The organism is Paracoccus zhejiangensis (assembly GCF_002847445.1).
Classification (GTDB): domain Bacteria; phylum Pseudomonadota; class Alphaproteobacteria; order Rhodobacterales; family Rhodobacteraceae; genus Paracoccus; species Paracoccus zhejiangensis.
Genome location: NZ_CP025430.1, coordinates 1268689 through 1286660, shown reverse-complemented (window position 1 = coordinate 1286660; position 17972 = coordinate 1268689). Strand labels below are relative to the sequence as shown.

At 67.4% G+C, this 17972-nt stretch carries 17 protein-coding genes; 13 read left to right on the top strand and 4 right to left on the bottom strand.

Annotated features, from left to right (window positions below; translation table 11 throughout):
* Positions 1-123: 123 nt before the first annotated feature.
* The 3 genes from tgt to CX676_RS06315 all read left to right on the top strand — a co-directional run bounded on the left by tgt (position 124) and on the right by CX676_RS06315 (position 3525).
* Entirely contained in the window at positions 124-1254 is a 1131-nt protein-coding gene (tgt, locus tag CX676_RS06325; protein ID WP_101754179.1) for a tRNA guanosine(34) transglycosylase Tgt, read from the top strand.
* A gap of 114 nt (positions 1255-1368) precedes the next feature.
* Positions 1369-2538 carry a ribonuclease D gene (gene rnd, locus CX676_RS06320; protein ID WP_101754178.1) on the top strand — a complete coding sequence of 390 codons (1170 nt, stop codon included), beginning with the start codon at positions 1369-1371 and terminating at the stop codon, positions 2536-2538.
* A 3-nt stretch (positions 2539-2541) separates the two neighbouring features.
* Positions 2542-3525 (top strand): GNAT family N-acetyltransferase, encoded by a 984-nt coding sequence (locus CX676_RS06315; protein WP_101751861.1) that lies wholly within the window; start codon positions 2542-2544, stop codon positions 3523-3525.
* 6 nt (positions 3526-3531) lie between these two features.
* Here the strand turns inward: CX676_RS06315 and CX676_RS06310 are convergent, their stop codons facing one another.
* Complete coding sequence (locus tag CX676_RS06310) at positions 3532-4311, bottom strand: PAS domain-containing protein (RefSeq protein ID WP_232816599.1); 780 nt, start codon at positions 4309-4311, stop codon at positions 3532-3534.
* A gap of 205 nt (positions 4312-4516) precedes the next feature.
* On the opposite strand from CX676_RS06310, the gene gmk reads away from it, so the two are divergent.
* The 5 genes from gmk to gorA all read left to right on the top strand — a co-directional run bounded on the left by gmk (position 4517) and on the right by gorA (position 9024).
* Positions 4517-5146: a guanylate kinase gene (gene gmk / locus CX676_RS06305; protein ID WP_101751859.1), complete on the top strand. Its 630-nt coding sequence runs from the start codon at positions 4517-4519 to the stop codon at positions 5144-5146.
* Positions 5143-5664 carry a gamma carbonic anhydrase family protein gene (locus CX676_RS06300; RefSeq protein WP_101751858.1) on the top strand — a complete coding sequence of 174 codons (522 nt, stop codon included), beginning with the start codon at positions 5143-5145 and terminating at the stop codon, positions 5662-5664. Before gmk ends, CX676_RS06300 begins: the two co-directional genes overlap by 4 nt.
* The gene (locus tag CX676_RS06295; protein WP_101751857.1) at positions 5664-6779 is read left to right on the top strand and encodes a sensor histidine kinase; all 1116 of its coding nucleotides are present in this window, start codon (positions 5664-5666) and stop codon (positions 6777-6779) included. Before CX676_RS06300 ends, CX676_RS06295 begins: the two co-directional genes overlap by 1 nt.
* An 86-nt stretch (positions 6780-6865) precedes the next feature.
* Entirely contained in the window at positions 6866-7639 is a 774-nt protein-coding gene (gene rpiA / locus CX676_RS06290) for a ribose-5-phosphate isomerase RpiA (RefSeq protein WP_101751856.1), read from the top strand.
* Complete coding sequence (gorA, locus tag CX676_RS06285) at positions 7636-9024, top strand: glutathione-disulfide reductase (RefSeq protein WP_101751855.1); 1389 nt, start codon at positions 7636-7638, stop codon at positions 9022-9024. The genes rpiA and gorA overlap by 4 nt, the downstream gene beginning before the upstream one ends.
* A 21-nt stretch (positions 9025-9045) precedes the next feature.
* Here gorA and CX676_RS06280 read toward each other — a convergent pair whose 3' ends face one another.
* A complete protein-coding gene (locus CX676_RS06280; RefSeq protein ID WP_101751854.1) occupies positions 9046-9675 on the bottom strand; it encodes a histidine phosphotransferase family protein in 630 nt (209 codons plus the stop codon).
* Positions 9676-9711: 36 nt separating this feature from the next.
* Here CX676_RS06280 and CX676_RS06275 point away from each other — a divergent pair, with 36 nt between their 5' ends.
* From CX676_RS06275 to CX676_RS06260, 4 genes are all read left to right on the top strand, one after another.
* The gene (locus CX676_RS06275) at positions 9712-9891 is read left to right on the top strand and encodes a DUF3553 domain-containing protein (protein ID WP_101751853.1); all 180 of its coding nucleotides are present in this window, start codon (positions 9712-9714) and stop codon (positions 9889-9891) included.
* A gap of 181 nt (positions 9892-10072) precedes the next feature.
* Positions 10073-10858 (top strand): GNAT family N-acetyltransferase, encoded by a 786-nt coding sequence (locus tag CX676_RS06270; protein WP_101751852.1) that lies wholly within the window; start codon positions 10073-10075, stop codon positions 10856-10858.
* Positions 10855-11706, top strand: a complete 852-nt coding sequence (locus tag CX676_RS06265; RefSeq protein ID WP_101751851.1) for a lysophospholipid acyltransferase family protein — start codon at positions 10855-10857, stop codon at positions 11704-11706. Before CX676_RS06270 ends, CX676_RS06265 begins: the two co-directional genes overlap by 4 nt.
* A gap of 63 nt (positions 11707-11769) precedes the next feature.
* Entirely contained in the window at positions 11770-14034 is a 2265-nt protein-coding gene (locus tag CX676_RS06260; RefSeq protein ID WP_101751850.1) for an adenosylcobalamin-dependent ribonucleoside-diphosphate reductase, read from the top strand.
* A 53-nt stretch (positions 14035-14087) separates the two neighbouring features.
* Here CX676_RS06260 and CX676_RS06255 read toward each other — a convergent pair whose 3' ends face one another.
* Positions 14088-14885 carry a HalD/BesD family halogenase gene (locus CX676_RS06255; protein ID WP_101751849.1) on the bottom strand — a complete coding sequence of 266 codons (798 nt, stop codon included), beginning with the start codon at positions 14883-14885 and terminating at the stop codon, positions 14088-14090.
* A 163-nt stretch (positions 14886-15048) separates the two neighbouring features.
* On the opposite strand from CX676_RS06255, the gene CX676_RS06250 reads away from it, so the two are divergent.
* Positions 15049-15957 carry a LysR family transcriptional regulator gene (locus CX676_RS06250; RefSeq protein WP_198590296.1) on the top strand — a complete coding sequence of 303 codons (909 nt, stop codon included), beginning with the start codon at positions 15049-15051 and terminating at the stop codon, positions 15955-15957.
* Here the strand turns inward: CX676_RS06250 and CX676_RS06245 are convergent.
* Complete coding sequence (locus CX676_RS06245) at positions 15939-17831, bottom strand: propionyl-CoA synthetase (protein ID WP_101751847.1); 1893 nt, start codon at positions 17829-17831, stop codon at positions 15939-15941. The genes CX676_RS06250 and CX676_RS06245 overlap by 19 nt on opposite strands.
* Between the last annotated feature and the right edge of the window lie 141 nt (positions 17832-17972).

The following is a 17972-nucleotide window of genomic DNA, read 5'->3' as shown; positions in this document are numbered from 1 at the left end:
AGGCCTCGATCTGCTTCGGGTCCAGAGGGCGAGGCGGCTCAAAGGCAGCCGTGTTTTGCGCCCGCGTTGCGCCAGCCGCGCAAAGCCGGTAAGGACACCCGGTTGCAGATCCCGGACCCCGCCATGACCGACCGCTTTTCCTTTGCCCTCAACGCCACCGATGGCCGCGCCCGCACCGGCGCCATCCAGACCCCGAGGGGCGAGGTGCGTACCCCGGCCTTCATGCCGGTGGGCACCGCCGCCACGGTCAAGGCGATGCTGCCCGAGAGCGTGCGCCAGACCGGGGCCGATATCCTGCTGGGCAACACCTATCACCTGATGCTGCGGCCGGGGGCCGAGCGGATCGCGAGGCTGGGCGGGCTGCACCAGTTCATGAACTGGCAGCGCCCGATCCTGACCGACAGCGGCGGCTTCCAGGTGATGAGCCTTGCCGGCCTGCGCAAGCTGACCGAGGAGGGTGTGACCTTCTCAAGCCATGTCGACGGTTCGAAGCATTTCCTCTCGCCCGAGACCAGCATGGAGATCCAGCGGCTTCTGGGCAGCGATATCGTCATGGCCTTCGACGAATGCCCAGCCCTGCCGGCGGCGGAAGAGGATGTGGCGAAATCCATGCGCCTGTCGATGCGGTGGGCGCAGCGGTCACGCGACGCCTTCGGCGACCGTCCAGGCCATGCCCTCTTCGGCATCATGCAGGGCGGCGTTACCCGCGAACTGCGCGAGGAAAGTGCCGAGGCGCTGAAAGCCATCGGTTTCGAGGGCTATGCCATCGGCGGTCTTGCCGTGGGCGAGGGGCAGGAGGCGATGCTGGGTGTGCTCGACTATGCCCCCGGCCTCTTGCCCGAGGATCGGCCGCGCTACCTGATGGGGGTGGGCAAGCCCGATGACATCGTCGGCGCCGTCCAGCGCGGCATCGACATGATGGATTGCGTGTTGCCCTCGCGCTCGGGCCGGACCGGGCAGGCCTGGACCCGGCGCGGGCAGGTGAACATCAAGAATGCCCGCCATGCCGACGATCCGCGCCCGCTGGACGAGGCCTGCAGCTGCCCGGCCTGCACCGGCTATAGCCGCGCCTATCTGCACCATGTCTTCCGCTCGGGCGAGATGATCTCGGGCATGTTGTTGACCTGGCACAACCTGCATTATTATCAGGAATTGATGGCAGGGCTGCGCGAGGCGATTGCGGCGCAGCGTCTGGATGATTTCGTCGCGGAATTTCACGCGATGCGCGAAGGCGGCGATATTCCGCCGCTGTAAGGGCGGCCGCTTCGTGCGGCGCGCTTTTCTTTTCACGGGCAAGCGCCTATGGGATTGCGATCCCGGCGGACGAACCGCCCTATTTACAATTGTATGGGCCGCATGAGCGACAAGATCACCACCATCACCACGACCGAAGAACTGGCCAAATTCTGCGAGGCCGCCAAGGCCGAGGCCTATGTCACGCTCGATACCGAATTCCTGCGCGAGCGGACCTATTATTCCAAGCTCTGCCTGATCCAGATGGCCCTGCCACCCGCCTCGACCGCCAAGATCGCGGGCGGGCAGGCGGTGCTGGTCGATCCGATGGTGAAGGGCCTGTCGCTGGAGCCGCTTTATGACCTCTTCCGCCACAAGGCGACGGTCAAGGTGTTCCACGCCGCGCGGCAGGATCTGGAGATCTTCTTCCACGATGCCGGCATCTTCCCCGAACCGCTGTTCGACACGCAGGTTGCGGCCATGGTCTGCGGCTTTGGCGAGCAGGTCGGCTACGAGACGCTGGTGCGCAAGATCGTCAAGGCCGATCTGGACAAGTCCTCGCGCTTCACCGACTGGTCGCGCCGGCCCCTGTCGGATGCGCAAAAGGCCTATGCGCTGGCGGATGTGACCCATCTGCGCCAGATCTATGAACATCTGTCGGCGCAGCTGAAGAAATCCGGGCGCGAAAGCTGGCTGGCCGAGGAGATCGGCGTGCTGGAAGACCCCGAGACCTACATCACCCGGCCCGAGGATGCCTGGCAGCGGGTGCGCACGCGCTCGAACTCGCCGCGCTTCCTTGCCATCCTGCGCGAACTGGCCCGCTTCCGCGAGACCTATGCGCAGGAACGCGACGTGCCGCGCTCGCGCGTCTACAAGGACGATGCGATGATCGAGCTGGCCTCGACCAAGCCGGCGGACGAGGGCGATCTGGGCAAGTCGCGTCTGCTGCTGCGCGAGGCGCGGCGGGGCGAGATCGCGGCAGGTATCCTCGCGGCGGTGAAGGCCGGGCAGGAGGCGCGCGATCTGCCCGAGCCGGAGAAGACCGAGCCGGGCCGTCCGGGCAATCCGGCGCTGGCCGATCTGCTGCGGGTGCTGTTGAAGGCCAAGTCGGACGAGACCGGAGTGGCCTCGAAGCTGATCGCCTCGGCCGCCGATCTGGATGCCATCGCCAGCGGGGCGCGGGACGTGCCGGCGCTGTCGGGCTGGCGCGCCGAGGTCTTCGGCGCCGACGCGCTGCGTCTGGCCGGGGGGCAGATCGCGCTCTCGGCCGAGGGCGGCATGGTGCGCGTGGTCCCGATCGGCTGAGCCATGGCGGACGGGATCGTGCTGGACAGGCTGGGTGAGGCCGATGCGCCCCTGATCGCCGGGGCGCTGGCCGATCTCGACACGACGCAATGGCTGAGCAGCGTGCCCTTTCCCTATGGGCTGGCCGATGCACGGAGATTCATCGCCGAGGCGGGGCCGGATGACCATGCCATCCGGGTGAATGGTGCGCTGGCCGGCGGGGTGCGCTCGGGCGGTGACCTGGGCTACTGGGTGCTGCCCGCCTTTCGCCGGCAGGGCGTAGCGCGCCGCGCCGCCGTGCTGGCATTGACCCGCAGTTTTGCGGCAGGACACCAGCAGGTGACGGCCAGCTACCTTCAGGGCAACACTGCCTCGGCGGCGTTGCTGGATGAGCTGGGTTTCGGTGACCCGCATCCGGGGACCGTCTTTTCCGTCCGGCTGGGGCGGGACGTTCCGGCGACCCGGGTGGTGCTGACCCGCGCCGCCTTCGCGGCCCGACACGGCGTCTCGATTGACACCGGGCGGCTCGTGATCAACCGGGCAGAACCTGCCGATCTGCCGGCGCTCTATGACATCGCCACCCGGCCCGATGTGGCGCAGATGCTGTTCATCTTCCGGCCGGGGATGAAGATGGTCGATTTCGCCCCGATCTTCCCCGCTGAATCGCTGGTGCCGCCCTATCGTCTGGCAATCCGCCACGCGGGCAGGGTCATCGGCTCGATCGGCGTCGGTCGGCTGGACGGCAAGAACGCCCCGCCGATCTATTACTTCCTCTCGCCCGACAGCTGGGGTCAGGGCTTTGGCCGCGAGATCCTGCAGGCCTTTCTGGCCGAGATCGACGCCCGCTATGCCCCGCCGCATCTCGAGGCCGAGGTCTTTACCGACAACCCGGCTTCGGCGCGGATGCTGGAGGGCGTCGGCTTTCGCCGCACCGGCGAGGTCATGCTGTGGTCGGCAGGGCGTGGCGGCAAGGCGCCGGGCTGGGCCTATCGGCGCGACCGGGGCTGAGCGGCGCTAGTCGTTGCGGACCACCACCCGGAAACGGGCGCGGCGATCCTCGGGCGTCTCGGGCAGGGCGGTGGCAGCGGCCGAGGGTGCCGGGGCAGCCGGTGCTGCTGCTGGCGTCGCAGGTTCGGCCGGGGCGGGCAGCCGGGTCCGGCGCCAGTCGGCCGGCGGCTCGGCGAAGCCGGGTGCCGAGGCCGAGGGGGCGACGATCTCGGCCCCTTCGAAGATCGGCAGGATACGTTCGCGCACTAGGTCGAAGCGCCGCGGCAGGCTGCCCGGCTCGCCCTCGCTGATCAGGCAGCCAAGCGCGCGGGTGACATCGCCGAGATCGGAGCGCAGCGGCATCAGCAGCATCCGCGCCGCCAGCGCCGGGCGGGCGTATTCCGCCTTGGCCACCAGCGTCAGCTCGGCCAGCTGCGGGGCGTGGAACACGGTTTCCAGCACGTCCGACAGCCGCCCCCGCGATCCGGGATTGAGGAAGGCGCAAAGCGGCATCCCCCGCACCTCCATCCCCATCAGGTCGATCAGGTGCCGTCCGGCCAGCCTGAAGCGCGCGGCGCCCGGCGCCACCCGCTCGAGGATGAAGGCGTAATCCAGCGCCCCGCGAATGCCCTTGGGTTCGATCTCCGAGCGCAGCGGGATGGCGCGGCCCCGACGCAGGCTCTGCCAATAATCGCGCAGATCGGCGAGGATGCGCGCCGGGTTGTTCGCATCGAACTCGGCCAGATGCAGCACCCGGCCGCCGGCCCCCGGTGGGAGATCCCCTGATTTCTGATTGTCATCGGGCAAAGGCTGATTCCCTGAAAAAGCGGGCGACAAACACAACAGTACCACAGCCAGAATAGCCGCTGTATCGGTCTCATCCGAGTCCTTTGTTAACAGATGGTTAACCAATCCGCTTCGGCAACGCGCCCGACCGCCGCGGCAAGCCGCGGGGTTGACCGGGACCGGGGGCTTTGCCATCAGGGGCCAGCTTGAGGCGCCAGAGGATCGCATGGAACGAACCGGACTGCTGATCATCCTGTCCTCGCCTTCGGGCGCGGGCAAATCCACGCTGGCGCGGCGGCTGATGGACTGGGACGACAGTCTCAGCTTCTCGGTCTCGGCCACCACCCGATCGCCGCGCCCGGGCGAGGTGGACGGCCAGCATTACCATTTCACCAGCGCCGATGACTTCCGCGAACTGGTCCGCACCGACCAGATGCTGGAACATGCCGAGGTCTTCGGCAATCTCTATGGCAGTCCGCGCGCGCCGGTCGAGGCGGCGATGCGGGCCGGGCGCGATACGCTGTTCGACGTGGATTGGCAGGGCGGGCAGCAGATCCGTGCCTCGGCCCTTGGCGGGCATGTCGTGTCGATCTTCGTCCTGCCGCCCTCGCTGCCGGAACTGGAACGGCGGCTGCGCACACGCGGGCAGGACAGCGACGAGGTGATTGCCGGCCGGATGGCGAAAAGCCGGGGCGAGATCAGCCATTGGGCCGAATATGACTATGTTCTGGTCAATGACGACCTGGACCGGACCGAGGCCGATCTGCGCGCCATCCTGTCGGCCGAACGTCTGCGCCGCAACCGCCGCGCCGGTCTGGGCAATTTCGTGAAGCAGTTGATGGAGGGGGACGAATGATCTGGGAACTGGACGGGATCGCACCCGAGCTGGCCGGGGATGCCTGGGTTGCGGCGGATGCGCAGCTGATGGGCCGCGTGGTGCTGGAAGCCGGCGCCAGCGTCTGGTGGGGCGCGGTGCTGCGCGGCGATAACGAGGAGATCCGAGTGGGCACCGGCAGCAATGTGCAGGACCTCTGCGTCTTTCACACCGATCCGGGCTATCCGCTGACCATCGGCGCGAATTGCACCATCGGCCACCGGGCGATCCTGCATGGCTGCACCATCGGCGAGGGCGTTCTGGTCGGCATGGGCGCCACCATCCTCAACGGCGCCAAGATCGGCGCCGGCTCGCTGATCGGGGCGGGCGCGCTTATCGGCGAGGGCAAGGAGATCCCGCCGGGCTCGCTGGTGATGGGCGTGCCGGGCAAGATCGTGCGCCAGCTGGACGAGGCGGCGCAACAGGGCCTGCTGGAATCCGCCGCGCGCTATCGCCGCAATGCCGCGCGTTTCCGGGCCGGGCTGAAACAGATCGGCTGATGCAGCAAAGCACCCGCCAGCTTGGCCAGATCGCCCAGTTTCTCGAGGCGGTGCCACTGGCCATGCTGGCGGTGGACCGGCGGATGCGGGTCATCGCCGCCAATGCGGCAGCGGAGGCCATGTTCGGCCCCGACCTGACCGACCGTCCCTTTGTCACCGTGCTACGTCATCCGGGCGTCATCCAGTCGCTCGACTGGGTGATCGATCCCACCGGCCATGCCGCCCCGCCGGTCGATCCGCAACTGCCCGCGCCGCCCCCCGGCGGTCATGCGCTGCGCGCCAGCATCACGGCCAAGGGCCGGCAGATCCCTTGCGACATCACCACCAGCCCGCTGCCGCCGGCTATGGGCGAGGGCGCGCTGATCGCGCTGGCCGATGGTTCGGGGATCGAGCAGGCCGATCAGATGCGCCGCGATTTCGTTGCCAATGTCAGCCACGAGCTGCGCACGCCGCTGACCGCGCTGATCGGTTTCATCGAGACCCTGCGCGGCCCCGCCCGCGACGATGCCGGCGCGCGCTCGCGGTTCCTGGGGATCATGGAGGCCGAGGCCGGGCGGATGAACCGCCTTGTCGCCGATCTCCTGTCGCTCAGCCGGGTGGAATCGGATGAACGCCGCCGTCCCTCGGGCCGGGTCGAGTTGACCGGCCTGTTGCGCGGGGTGGTCGATACGCTGGTGCAGCGGGCCGAGGCGGCCGGGGTCAAGCTGGACCTGACCCTGCCGCCCGGCGAGGTGCGGGTGACGGGCGATGCCGACCAGCTGGTGCAGGTGTTCCAGAACCTCGTCGAGAACGCGGTGAAATACGGCGGCAGCGGTGGCTGGGTCGGGGTCTCCCTGGCCCATGTAGCGCATGAGCCGCGCCTCCGCGGGCCGGGCTGGTCGGTCCTGGTCGAGGATCGCGGCGACGGCATCGAGGCCTTGCACCTGCCGCGCCTGACCGAACGTTTCTACCGCGTCGATGCCCATCGCTCGCGCGCCGAGGGCGGCACCGGTCTGGGCCTTGCCATCGTCAAGCACATCATCAACCGCCATCGCGGGCAGCTGCGGATCGAAAGCGTGAAGGGCAAGGGCAGCCGCTTCACCGTGATCCTGCCCGATCGCGGCACCGGCGGCTGACGCCCCATCCCGCCCACGCAATCGGCACTCGCACCCCGGCGGGCATCGGCCTATAAGATTTCCGACCGATTGCCAGCGAGGATGCCATGAGCGAACCGACCGATCTTTCCCCCTCTGACGCCGCCAAGCTGGCCGCCTCGCGCGCCGCCATCGCGCTGGTCGAGGATGGCATGAAACTGGGCCTCGGCACCGGCTCGACCGCCGTCATCATGGTGCGCGAACTGGCCGCGCGGGCCAGGGCCGAGGGGCTGAGCCTGCGCTGCGCCGCGACCTCGCAGGCGACTGCCGACCTGGCGTCGAGCCTTGGCCTCAGGGTGGAACCGCTGGACCAGATCGGCTGGCTCGACCTGACCATCGACGGGGCCGACGAGGTGGACCCGGACCTGAACCTGATCAAGGGTGGCGGCGGGGCGCATTTGCGCGAGAAGATCGTCGCTCGCGCCAGCGACCGCATGGTGGTCATCGCCGACCCCGGCAAGGTGGTCGAGACGCTTGGCGCCTTTCACCTGCCGGTCGAGGTGATCCAGTTCGGCTGGCAGATCACCGAACGGCTGATCCGCGAGATGCTGGAGGCACAGGGTCTGGGCCAGCGCCCGATCCTCTTGCGCAAGCGCGACGGCCAGCCCTTCCTGACCGACGAGGGCAACCTGATCCTTGATCTTTCGCTGGAGGCGATCCCCGACCCGGCGCGGCTGGCGCGTGGCTTTGCCGATATTCCGGGCGTGGTCGAACATGGGCTGTTCCTCGGCATCTGCGATCTGGCGATCATCGGCAAGCCCGATGGCAGCGTGGTCGAACTGACCCGCGACGACCTGTCCGACGAGGTTGATCCGCTCTTTGCCGAGGAGGACGAGGCATGAGTTTCGACTATGATCTCTTCGTCATCGGTGGCGGTTCGGGCGGGGTGCGCGCCGCGCGCATTGCCGCCGGACAGCATGGCGCCCGCGTGGCGCTGGCCGAGGAAAGCCGCATGGGCGGCACCTGTGTCATCCGCGGCTGCGTGCCGAAGAAGCTGATGGTCTTCGCCTCTTCCGCCCGCGGACTTGCCGAAGAGGCGCATGGCTATGGCTGGCTCGAGGCCTCGGCGGGGGCGTTCAGCTGGCCCGATTTCCACGGCAAGCTGAACCTTGAACTGGACCGGCTCGAGCGCGCCTATACCGCCGGGCTGGACCAGGCCGGGGTCGATATCTTCCTGCAGCGCGCCCGCGTCGCCGATGCTCATACGGTCGAGCTGGCCGATGGCAGCCGCAAAAGCGCCAAGCACATCCTGATCGCCGCAGGCGGCCGGCCACAGCGCCCCGATATTCCGGGGGCGGAACTGGGGATGGTCTCGGATGACCTGTTCCTGATGGACAGCCTGCCGCGCCGCGCCCTGATCATCGGCGGCGGCTTCATCGCCTGCGAATTTGCCTGCATCCTGCAGGGGCTGGGGGTCGAGACCACGCTCAACTATCGCGGCAATGCGGTGCTGCGCGGCTTTGACGGCGAGACCCGCGATCTGATGACCCGGCAACTTGGCAGCAACGGCATCGACCTGCGCCTTGGCCTCTCGCCCACAGGGCTCGCGCGGGACGGCGATGGCCGCATCCGCGTCAGCTTCGACGATGACAGCCATGATGAGTTTGATGCGGTGATCTTTGCGACCGGCCGCGCGCCCTATACCGGCGGGCTGGGGCTGGCCGAGGCGGGCGTGCGTCTGCAGCCCAATGGTGCGGTCGAGGTCGATGACTGGTCGCAGACATCCGTGCCCTCGATCTTTGCCGTGGGTGATGTGACGAACCGGGTGAACCTGACGCCGGTGGCGATCCGCGAGGGTCACAGCTTTGCCGATACCGTCTTCGGCGGCATCCCCCGCAAGATGGATCACAGCCTTGTCGCCCATGCCGTCTATACCCGCCCGCACGAGCTGGGCGGTGTCGGCATGACCGAGGACGAGGCGAAGAAGCGCGGCGGCGTGGACATCTATGCCACCACCTTCCGGCCGATGCGCTCGGCCTTTGCTGGCTCGCCGGCGCAGGTGATGATGAAGCTGATCGTCTGCAGCGAGACCGACCGGGTGCTCGGCTGCCACATCTTCGGCCCCGAGGCGGGCGAGATGATCCAGCTGGTCGCCATCCCGATCACCATGGGCGCGACCAAGGCCGATTTCGACGCCACCATCGCCGTGCATCCGACCATGGCCGAGGAAATGGTGACCATGCGCCAGCCGACCCGGCGCCATCACCATGCCGAGGCGGCGGAGTAACTTGCCGGGGCAGGGGTCAGCCTAGAAGCTGATCTCGGCCCCGCGCTCGTCCAATTCCCATGTCAGGCTGCGGCCCGAGGCGCGGATGGCTTCGGCCAGCAGCGCGAAATGCACCTTGGCCGATGGCGGATGCGGCAGGTCGGGTGCGCTGCCATCCAGCCAGGACCACAGCTCGGGCTCGGGCTTGGTCCGGTCGGCCTCGCCGACCAGCCTCCAGCCGGTGCCGCTGCGCACCACCAGCACCCGCCCGCCCCAGGGCATCGCGCTTTCGAGGCACATCAGCGCCAGAAGCAGCATCTGCACCTCGCGGCGCGGCTGGTCGCCATCGCTGTCCAGTTCGATCTTCAGCCGCCCCTGCGCGCCCATGTCGCGGATCAGCCGTGCCAGTTCCGGGCCAGAGATCCGCTGTTCCTCGCCCGAGCGGCCGAAGGCCATGCGGAAGGTCTGGATGCGCGCCCGCGCCGCCTCGACCGCATCGGCCACCAACTGCATCTCGGGGCCCTGCGCCACGGCCATCGGTGCGCCGCCCATCTGCATCAGCTCTACTCCGTTCGAGATGGCGCCAAGCGGCGAGACGAGGTCGTGGCACAGCCGCGATCCGAGGAGAAGCGCGAGATCCAGCGGCTCGATCCGCGTTGAACTGTCGGTCATGGCATCCTAGTTTGGCTGAAAGGCAGGGGAGTGGTGATGAACGAGCTTCTGGAACCCGGCATGATCGTCCGCCACCCCGGCGCGCCCGACTGGGGCGAGGGGCAGGTGCAGTCGCGCATCGGCGACAGGATCACGGTGAATTTCGCCCATGCGGGCAAGCAGGTCATCGACGGTCGTCGGATCGCGCTGCAACTGGTGCGGCCCGACGGGGCCTGACGGTGAGGTTCCATGCCCATGGTTTTGCAATCAATACGCGATTTTCGCAAGGAAAACTCGACCCTTGGGCAGTGTCGCTTTGCCGCAGGGTTGCCGCGATGAGGGCGCTCTACGCTTGCAATGCTGGGTTCCCCCGCCTAGAGAACAGCCCCGAGCGCAGGAAAAGGCCCGACCCCTCGGCATGACCCCCGATACCAACTATTTCCAGATCCGCATCGCCACCAGCGAGCGTGACCTCAAGGCGGCGCAGCGCCTGCGCTATCGCGTCTTCGTCGAGGAACTGGGCGGCGATGGCCCGCTGGTCGATCACGAGAACCGGCTGGAACGCGACGAGTTCGACCCGGTGGTCGATCACCTCTGCCTGATCGATTCGCGCCGCAGCGCCGAGGAGTTGGACCATGTGGTCGGCGTCTATCGCCTGCTGCCCGGCTCGCGCGCGGCCGAGTTCGGGCGCTTCTATTGCGACGCCGAATATGACCTGAGCGTTTTGCGTGACTGCGGTCGCAGCCTGCTGGAACTGGGCCGCTCCTGCGTCGATCCCGAATATCGCGGCGGCTCGGGCATGTTCCTGCTGTGGAACGCGCTGGCCGATTACGTGCTGGATCTGGATATCGAGGTGCTGTTCGGCGTTGCCAGCTTCCACGGCACCGATATCGACGTGCTGGCGCCCTCGCTTTCGTGGCTGCACCAGAACCATCTTGCGCCCTCCGAGCTGCGGCCGACCGCGAAGCCCGAGGGCTATCAGGACATGGACCTGATCCCCGCCGAACGCATCGACCGGCGCGAGGCGATGGTGAACATGCCGGCGCTCATCAAGGCCTATCTGCGGCTTGGCGGGCAGGTCGGGCAGGGCGCCTATCTCGACCGGGCCTTCAACACCACCGATGTATTCCTGCTGATGGACACCGCCGCCATGTCCGACAAGCACCGCAAGTTCTACGAATCCCGCTGGCAGCAGCAGCAATGAGCGACCAGGGCCGGGGTCCTGCGACATGGCGCGATAACAGCGGCTATGCGCTTGGCCGCCCGTTGAGCCTGCGCGACTGGCTGCGCGTGGTCCGGCGCGGGGTGCCGGTCATCCTCGTGCTGGCGATCGGGGTGCTGCTGATCCTGCCCTTGCGCGCCGTCGAGCGGCTGTTCCACGGCCCCCGCCGCCCCTGGACCGGCCCACATGTGCAGATGGTCTGCCGGCTGTGCCTGTTCTTCTTGGGCATCGGCTGGCGCCGCGTTGGCAAGCCCCTGCGCGGCCCCGGTGCGGTGGTCGCCAACCATTCCAGCTGGCTCGACATCTTCGTGCTGAACGCCGCCATGCCGGTCTTCTTCGTCAGCAAGGCCGAGGTCTCGGGCTGGCCGGGCATCAATATCCTGACCCGCGTGACCAATACCCATTTCGTCATCCGCGACCCGAAGCTCGCGCGCCAGCAGGCGCATGAATTTGCCGAGCGTGTCCGCGCTGGTCATCGCCTGCTGTTCTTCCCCGAAGGCACCTCGTCCGATGGCCGCCGGGTGCTGCCCTTCAAGCCGACGCTGTTCCAGGGCTTTCTCGACCCGGAACTGCCGCTCGACCTGGCGATCCAGCCGATCATCGCCGATTACCACGCCCCGCGCGGCGAGGACGCGCGCTTCTATGGCTGGTGGGGGGATATGGACCTTGGCCCGCATCTGATGCATGTGCTGTCGGTGCGCCGTCAGGGCAGCGTGACGGTGACGCTTCATCCACCAATCGCGGTTGCGGGCGAGACGCGGAAATCGTTGTCGGCCAAGGCCGAACAAGCCGTGCGTTCCGCGCTCGAAAATGATATGATTGCGCCTTGAGGCTGCCTCGCCAACACCATATATAGTATTTTCTCCTCGATGACATACCAAGGATTGCCCCTGATGAGCCGCTTTGCCGCCCCGATTGCCGAACAAATCTGGGACATGAAATACCGGATGAAGGATGCCGAGGGGCAGCCGGTCGATGGTACGGTCGAGGACAGCTGGCGGCGGGTGGCGCGTGATCTGGCTTCGGTCGAGAGCAAGCCGGCCGAGTGGGAAGACCGCTTCTATGCCGCGCTCGAGGATTTCAAGTTCCTGCCAGCGGGACGGATTCTGGCGGGTGCTGGCACCGGCCGCACGGTGACGTTGTTCAACTGTTTCGTCATGGGCACCATTCCCGACAGCATGGGCGGGATCTTCGACATGCTGAAGGAAGCCGCGCTGACCATGCAGCAGGGCGGCGGTATCGGCTATGACTTCTCGACCATCCGGCCGCGCGGGGCGGCGGTGCATGGGGTGGCGGCGGATGCCTCGGGTCCGCTGTCGTTCATGGATGTCTGGGACGCGATGTGCCGCACCATCATGTCGGCAGGCTCGCGCCGGGGCGCGATGATGGCGACGATGCGCTGTGACCATCCCGATATCGAGGCCTTCATCGAGGCCAAGCAGGACAGCGCCCGGCTGCGCATGTTCAACCTGTCGGTGCTGATCACCGATCCCTTCATGCAGGCGGTGAAGGACGGCAAGAGCTGGGACCTGCAATTCGAGGGCAAGGTCTATCGCACCGTCGATGCCCGCGACCTGTGGAACCGCATCATGCGCGCGACCTATGATTTCGCCGAGCCGGGCGTGATCTTCATCGACCGCATCAACCAGCAGAACAACCTGCATTACGCCGAGACCATCGCCGCCACCAATCCCTGCGGCGAGCAGCCCTTGCCGCCCTATGGCGCCTGCCTGCTGGGCTCGATCAACCTCGCGCGGCTGGTGACGGACCCGTTTACCGCCGAGGCGCATCTGGATGCCGAGGCGCTGGACGATCTGGTCCGCACCGCCGTGCGGATGATGGACAACGTGGTCGACGCGAGCCGCTTTCCGCTGCCGCAGCAACTGGCCGAGGCGCAGGCCAAGCGCCGGATCGGTCTGGGCGTCACCGGGCTGGCCGATGCGCTCTTGATGCTGGGCCTGCGCTATGGCGCCAAGGACGCGGTGGAGCAGACGCGCAAATGGATGAAGGCCATCGCCCGCTCGGCCTATCTGGCGAGTGCCGATCTGGCGAAGGAAAAGGGCGCATTCCCGCTGTTTGACGCCGACGAATATCTGAAATCCGGCTTCATGCAGCGGATGGATGACGATGTGCGCGCCGCGATCGCTGCGAATGGCATCCGCAATGCGCTGCTGACCTCGATCGCGCCGACCGGGACCATCAGCCTCTATGCCGGCAACGTGTCCTCGGGGATCGAACCGGTCTTTGCCTATGCCTATACCCGCAAGGTGCTGCAGAAGGACGGCTCGCGTACCGAGGAAGAGGTGGTGGATTACGCCGTGCAGATGTGGCGCGACCTCAAGGGCGATGCGCCGCTGCCCGACTATTTCGCCAATGCGCAGACGCTGGCGCCCAAGGATCACGTTGCCATGCAGGCGGCGGCGCAGGAATGGGTCGACAGTTCCATCTCGAAGACCATCAACTGCCCCGAGGATATTTCCTTCGAAGAGTTCAAGGATGTCTATCTCTCGGCCTGGGACCTGGGCTGCAAGGGCTGCACCACCTATCGCCCGAATGACGTGACCGGCTCGGTGCTGTCGGTCAGCGAAACATCCGAGGCCGCGCCCGAGGCCGATCGCGGCGCCGATGTGGTCTACCTGACCGAGCCGCTGGACCGCCCGGCGGCGCTGGAAGGCTCCACTTACAAGCTGAAATGGCCGGGCAGCGAGCACGCCATCTACATCACCGTGAACGACATCGTGCAGGCCGGCCACCGTCGCCCCTTCGAGGTCTTCATCAACTCGAAGAACATGGAGCATTTCGCCTGGACCGTGGCGCTGACGCGGATGATCTCGGCCGTGTTCCGGCGTGGCGGCGATGTATCCTTCGTGGTCGAGGAACTGAAAGCCGTCTTCGACCCGCGTGGCGGCGCCTGGATGGCTGGCAAATACGTCCCCTCGATCCTCGCGGCCATCGGCGGGGTGATCGAGCGGCACATGATCTCCACCGGCTTCCTCGAGGGCGAGGGTATGGGGCTGAAGACCGACCCGCAGGCCGAGGTGATGGCCGTGGGCGAACGCCCGCGCGGCCCGGCCTGCCCGAGCTGCGGCCAATACGGCATGCGCATGGTCGAGGGCTGCATGACCTGCCCGAGCTGCGGCCATTCGAAATGCGGCTGACCCGCGAGGGCTGAACTGACCGGAAGGCCGCGGATCATCCGCGGCCTTTCTCGTTACGCGGAAGCGGTGGCACGGCCATAGAAGCCCTGCTGCTCGCGCGCCGTCATCGCCACGCCGGGGCGGTCGAAATAGGCAAAGATCGCCACCATCCGCTCGGTCGCGCCCCGGACCGGCACCACCCGGTGCAGCGTGTTCACGCCTTGGAAGACGTTCAGCGCGCCGGGTTTCAGCGCGATCCGCCGCACCTGCGGGTCTTCACCCCTCAGCACCGCCGCGACCCCGTCGTAATTCGGCTGGTCCGGCGCGCGCAGGTCCTTGCGGTATTCCAGTTCACCGCCCGCGTCGGGCGCTTGCAACAGGATCGTGGTGGTGAATTCCGAGCGGTCGAAATGCCAGTTCAGCGCCTCGCCGTCGCGGCTCGCTTGGATGTTCACCCGCGCCATCGGATCCTCCATCGGGTAAAGCGCGGCTTTGCCCATGATGGCGGCGAGGAAGGCGACGAAGGGTGGCCATTCGTACAGCGCGATGACCGGATTGCCCTGCAATTGATCCGCGCAAAGCGTGTGGTTCACCGTCTCGACCTTGACCATGGCCGGGTGATTCTCGGTCAGCCCCTCGACCTCGTCGCGGAAATAGATGTTGTGGCGGCGGGCATGGCGGAAGCCCTCGCGCGCCATGGTCGGCGCGGCGGCGCGGGCGGCGGCCTCGGTCGCCTCGGGGCGCAGGAAGCCGGGCAGGTCGAACATGCCATCTTCGGCCAGCCGCGCCCGGCAGCTTTCGACAAGCGCAAGGCAGGCCGGGCTGTCGGGCCGGTCGATGGGATAGGTGTCGAGATCAAGCAGATGGTTCATGGCTGGTCACTCCGTCATGCTGTCAGGGAGACCCTGCGCTTCGGCGCGGCGTCTGCACAGGCGGGGAAAACTTGGTGAGGGCAAGATTTTCTTGGGCTTGGTGGAAGATCTAAGGCAAGATGCCACTCAGCCCCTGATTTTCTTCGGCCAGATCGAACCCCACATGCCCGAACGCCTGCCCCTGAACGCGCTACAAGCCTTTGACCACGCCGCCCGCTGCGGCAGTTTCGCCGGTGCCGCCGAGGAACTGGGCGTCTCGGCCACGGCGATCAGCCAGCATGTCCGCCAACTCGAGGCGCGGTTCGGCAAGGAGCTGTTCCTGCGCCGCGCCAATGGCGTCGATCTGACCGATGCCGGGCGAGAGCTGTTCCAGCGCGTCTCGGGCGCCTTTGCCGAGCTGACCGAGGCGACGGCGCATCTGCGCCATGCCAGTTCGCGGCCCCGGCTGGTGATCTCGGTCATCGCTTCGGTGGGCGAATTGTGGCTTCTGCCGGTGCTGGCGCGGCTGGAGGGGCGCGCGGGCGTGCGGATCATCGAGGAGAGCCGCGATCCGGTCGATTTCACCGCCGAGGGCATCGATATCCGCATCACATATGGCGCGACTGCCTATCCCCAGCACGCGGTCGAGACGCTGTTTCAGGATCGGATGCTGCCGGTGGCCGCGCCTGCGCTGGCAGCGCAATGGATCGGCGGGGTCGAAGGGGTTCCCGACGAGTTGCTGATCCATACCGGCTGGGGCCCGTCTTATGGCAGCGCCCAGTCTTGGGCCGATTGGCATGAGGCCATGGGCAGCGGGCGGCGGCCGGATCTTGGCCGGGGCATGGTGCTGGATCGGCTGGCCGGCGCGGCGGCGGCGGCGCGCAGCGGTCTCGGGGTGGCGCTGCTGCCGGAGACGCTGGCGGCGGCCGACCTGGCGCGCGGGTCATTGGTCGCAGCGGGTCCGGCGGCGGCACGGATGCCCTTGCCCTATGTCATGATCGGCCGGCCCGCGCCGCGCCCCCGCCCGGCGGCGGCAGTCTGGCAGCATCTTCTGGCGGAGGCGCGGGGCGTCGCTCAGGCCTTGCCCGGATAGCCCACGCCCTTCAGCGCCACCGCGATCTCGTCCAGCGTCGCCGGGTCGTCGATGGTGGCGGGCAGCTTGAACTCTTCGCCATCGGCGATCTTGGCCATGGTGGCGCGCAGGATCTTGCCCGAGCGGGTCTTGGGCAGGCGGTCGACCACCACGGCGGTCTTGAAGGCGGCGACCGGGCCGATCTGGTCGCGGACGCGGGCCACGACCTCCTTGACTACCTGCGCATCGGGCGTCTCGACGCCTTTCTTGAGGCAGAGGAACCCCAAGGGCATCTGCCCCTTCAGGCTGTCGGCCACGCCGATCACCGCGCATTCGGCGACGGCGGGATGACCGGCCAGAACCTCCTCCATCGCGCCGGTCGACAGGCGGTGGCCGGCGACGTTGATCACATCATCGGTGCGCGCCATGATGTAGAGATAGCCGTCCTCATCGACATAGCCCGCATCGCCGGTTTCGTAATAGCCGGGGAAATGGTCGAGATAGGATTTGCGGAAGCGACCTTCCGCGTTCCACAGCGTCGGCAGGGTGCCGGGCGGCAGCGGCAGTTTCACCGCGATGGCGCCAAGGGTGCTCGCGGGCAGGGGATGGCCGGCCTCGTCGAGGATCTGCACGTCATAGCCGGGCATCGGATGGGTCGGGCTGCCCTTCCTGACCGTCAGAAGCTCGATCCCCAAGGGGTTCGCGGCGATGGCCCAGCCCGTCTCGGTCTGCCACCAGTGATCGATCACCGGCACCTTCAGGTGATCCTCGGCCCATTGGATGGTGTCCGGGTCTGCGCGCTCGCCCGCCAGGAACAGGGCCTGAAGCGAGGACAGGTCATAATCGCCGATCAGCGCACCATTCGGATCCTCGCGCTTCACCGCGCGGATGGCGGTGGGGGCGGTGAAGAAGCTCTTGACGCCATGGTCCTGAATCACCCGCCAGAAGGTACCGGCATCGGGCGTGCCGACGGGCTTGCCCTCGAAGACGATGGTGGTGGCCCCGGCGATCAGCGGCGCATAGCAGATATAGCTGTGACCGACGACCCAGCCCACGTCCGAGGCCGCCCAGAACACGTCGCCGGCATCGATGCCATAGATGTTCTTCATCGACCAGTTCAGCGCCACCAGATGCCCGGCGGTGGCGCGGACCACGCCCTTCGGCTGGCCTGTCGTGCCGCTGGTATAGAGGATATAGGCCGGGTGGTTGCCGGCGACCGGCACGCAATCGGCCGGGGTCGCGTCATCCTGGAAGGCGATCCAGTCGACATCGCGGCCCTCGACCAGTGTGGCCGCGTGTTCCGGGCGCTGGAAGATGACGGTGAAATCGGGCTTGTGGGCGGCCTGCTCGATCGCCTTGTCGATCAGCGGCTTGTACTCGACCACGCGCCCCGGCTCGAGCCCGCAGGAGGCGGCCAGAATGGCCTTGGGCTGGGCGTCGTCGATGCGCACGGCCAGCTCATGCGCGGCGAAGCCACCGAAGACGACCGAATGGATCGCGCCGATGCGCGAACAGGCGAGCATCGCGACCAGCGCCTCGGGGATCATCGGCATGTAGATGATGACCCGGTCGCCCAGGCCCACGCCGCGCGCCGAGAGCGCCCCGGCCAGCCGCGCGGTCTGGTCCTGCAACTCGGCAAAGCTGACGCTCTGCTGCGTGCCGGTGATCGGGCTGTCATGGATGATCGCCGCCTGATCGCCGCGCCCGGCCTCCACATGGCGGTCGACGGCGTTCCAGCAGGTGTTGACCATCGCATCGGCGAACCATTCCCCCGCCGGTCCCTGGTCGAAATAGGCGCGAGTGGGCGCGCGGTCCCAGTCAATGGCGCGGGCCTGCTCCATCCAGAACGCCTCGGGGTCGGCCTTCCAGCCCTCGTAAACCTCGCGATAGCCCATGCCCGATCCTCCCTGACGCGCCGCTGCTTTGTAGCGCCGAGGTGGGTGGTCGCGCAACAACCCGGCCTATCGACCTTGGTCGCGGCGACAATGGGCCGCGGCGGGCGGATGGACATTCACTGGCCGGCGCGACAGTGTGCC

Excerpts from the sequence above, each read along its gene's own strand:
- CX676_RS06315 (WP_101751861.1), top strand. The coding sequence starts at position 2,542 with ATGGCGGACGGGATCGTGCTGGACAGGCTGGGTGAGGCCGATGCGCCC.
- gmk (WP_101751859.1), top strand. The coding sequence starts at position 4,517 with ATGGAACGAACCGGACTGCTGATCATCCTGTCCTCGCCTTCGGGCGCG.
- CX676_RS06300 (WP_101751858.1), top strand. The coding sequence starts at position 5,143 with ATGATCTGGGAACTGGACGGGATCGCACCCGAGCTGGCCGGGGATGCC.
- CX676_RS06280 (WP_101751854.1), bottom strand. The coding sequence starts at position 9,675 with ATGACCGACAGTTCAACGCGGATCGAGCCGCTGGATCTCGCGCTTCTC.
- CX676_RS06275 (WP_101751853.1), top strand. The coding sequence starts at position 9,712 with ATGAACGAGCTTCTGGAACCCGGCATGATCGTCCGCCACCCCGGCGCG.
- rpiA (WP_101751856.1), top strand. The coding sequence starts at position 6,866 with ATGAGCGAACCGACCGATCTTTCCCCCTCTGACGCCGCCAAGCTGGCC.
- gorA (WP_101751855.1), top strand. The coding sequence starts at position 7,636 with ATGAGTTTCGACTATGATCTCTTCGTCATCGGTGGCGGTTCGGGCGGG.
- CX676_RS06255 (WP_101751849.1), bottom strand. The coding sequence starts at position 14,885 with ATGAACCATCTGCTTGATCTCGACACCTATCCCATCGACCGGCCCGAC.
- CX676_RS06260 (WP_101751850.1), top strand. The coding sequence starts at position 11,770 with ATGAGCCGCTTTGCCGCCCCGATTGCCGAACAAATCTGGGACATGAAA.
- CX676_RS06245 (WP_101751847.1), bottom strand. The coding sequence starts at position 17,831 with ATGGGCTATCGCGAGGTTTACGAGGGCTGGAAGGCCGACCCCGAGGCG.
- CX676_RS06270 (WP_101751852.1), top strand. The coding sequence starts at position 10,073 with ATGACCCCCGATACCAACTATTTCCAGATCCGCATCGCCACCAGCGAG.
- CX676_RS06265 (WP_101751851.1), top strand. The coding sequence starts at position 10,855 with ATGAGCGACCAGGGCCGGGGTCCTGCGACATGGCGCGATAACAGCGGC.
- CX676_RS06295 (WP_101751857.1), top strand. The coding sequence starts at position 5,664 with ATGCAGCAAAGCACCCGCCAGCTTGGCCAGATCGCCCAGTTTCTCGAG.
- CX676_RS06250 (WP_198590296.1), top strand. The coding sequence starts at position 15,049 with ATGCCCGAACGCCTGCCCCTGAACGCGCTACAAGCCTTTGACCACGCC.
- tgt (WP_101754179.1), top strand. The coding sequence starts at position 124 with ATGACCGACCGCTTTTCCTTTGCCCTCAACGCCACCGATGGCCGCGCC.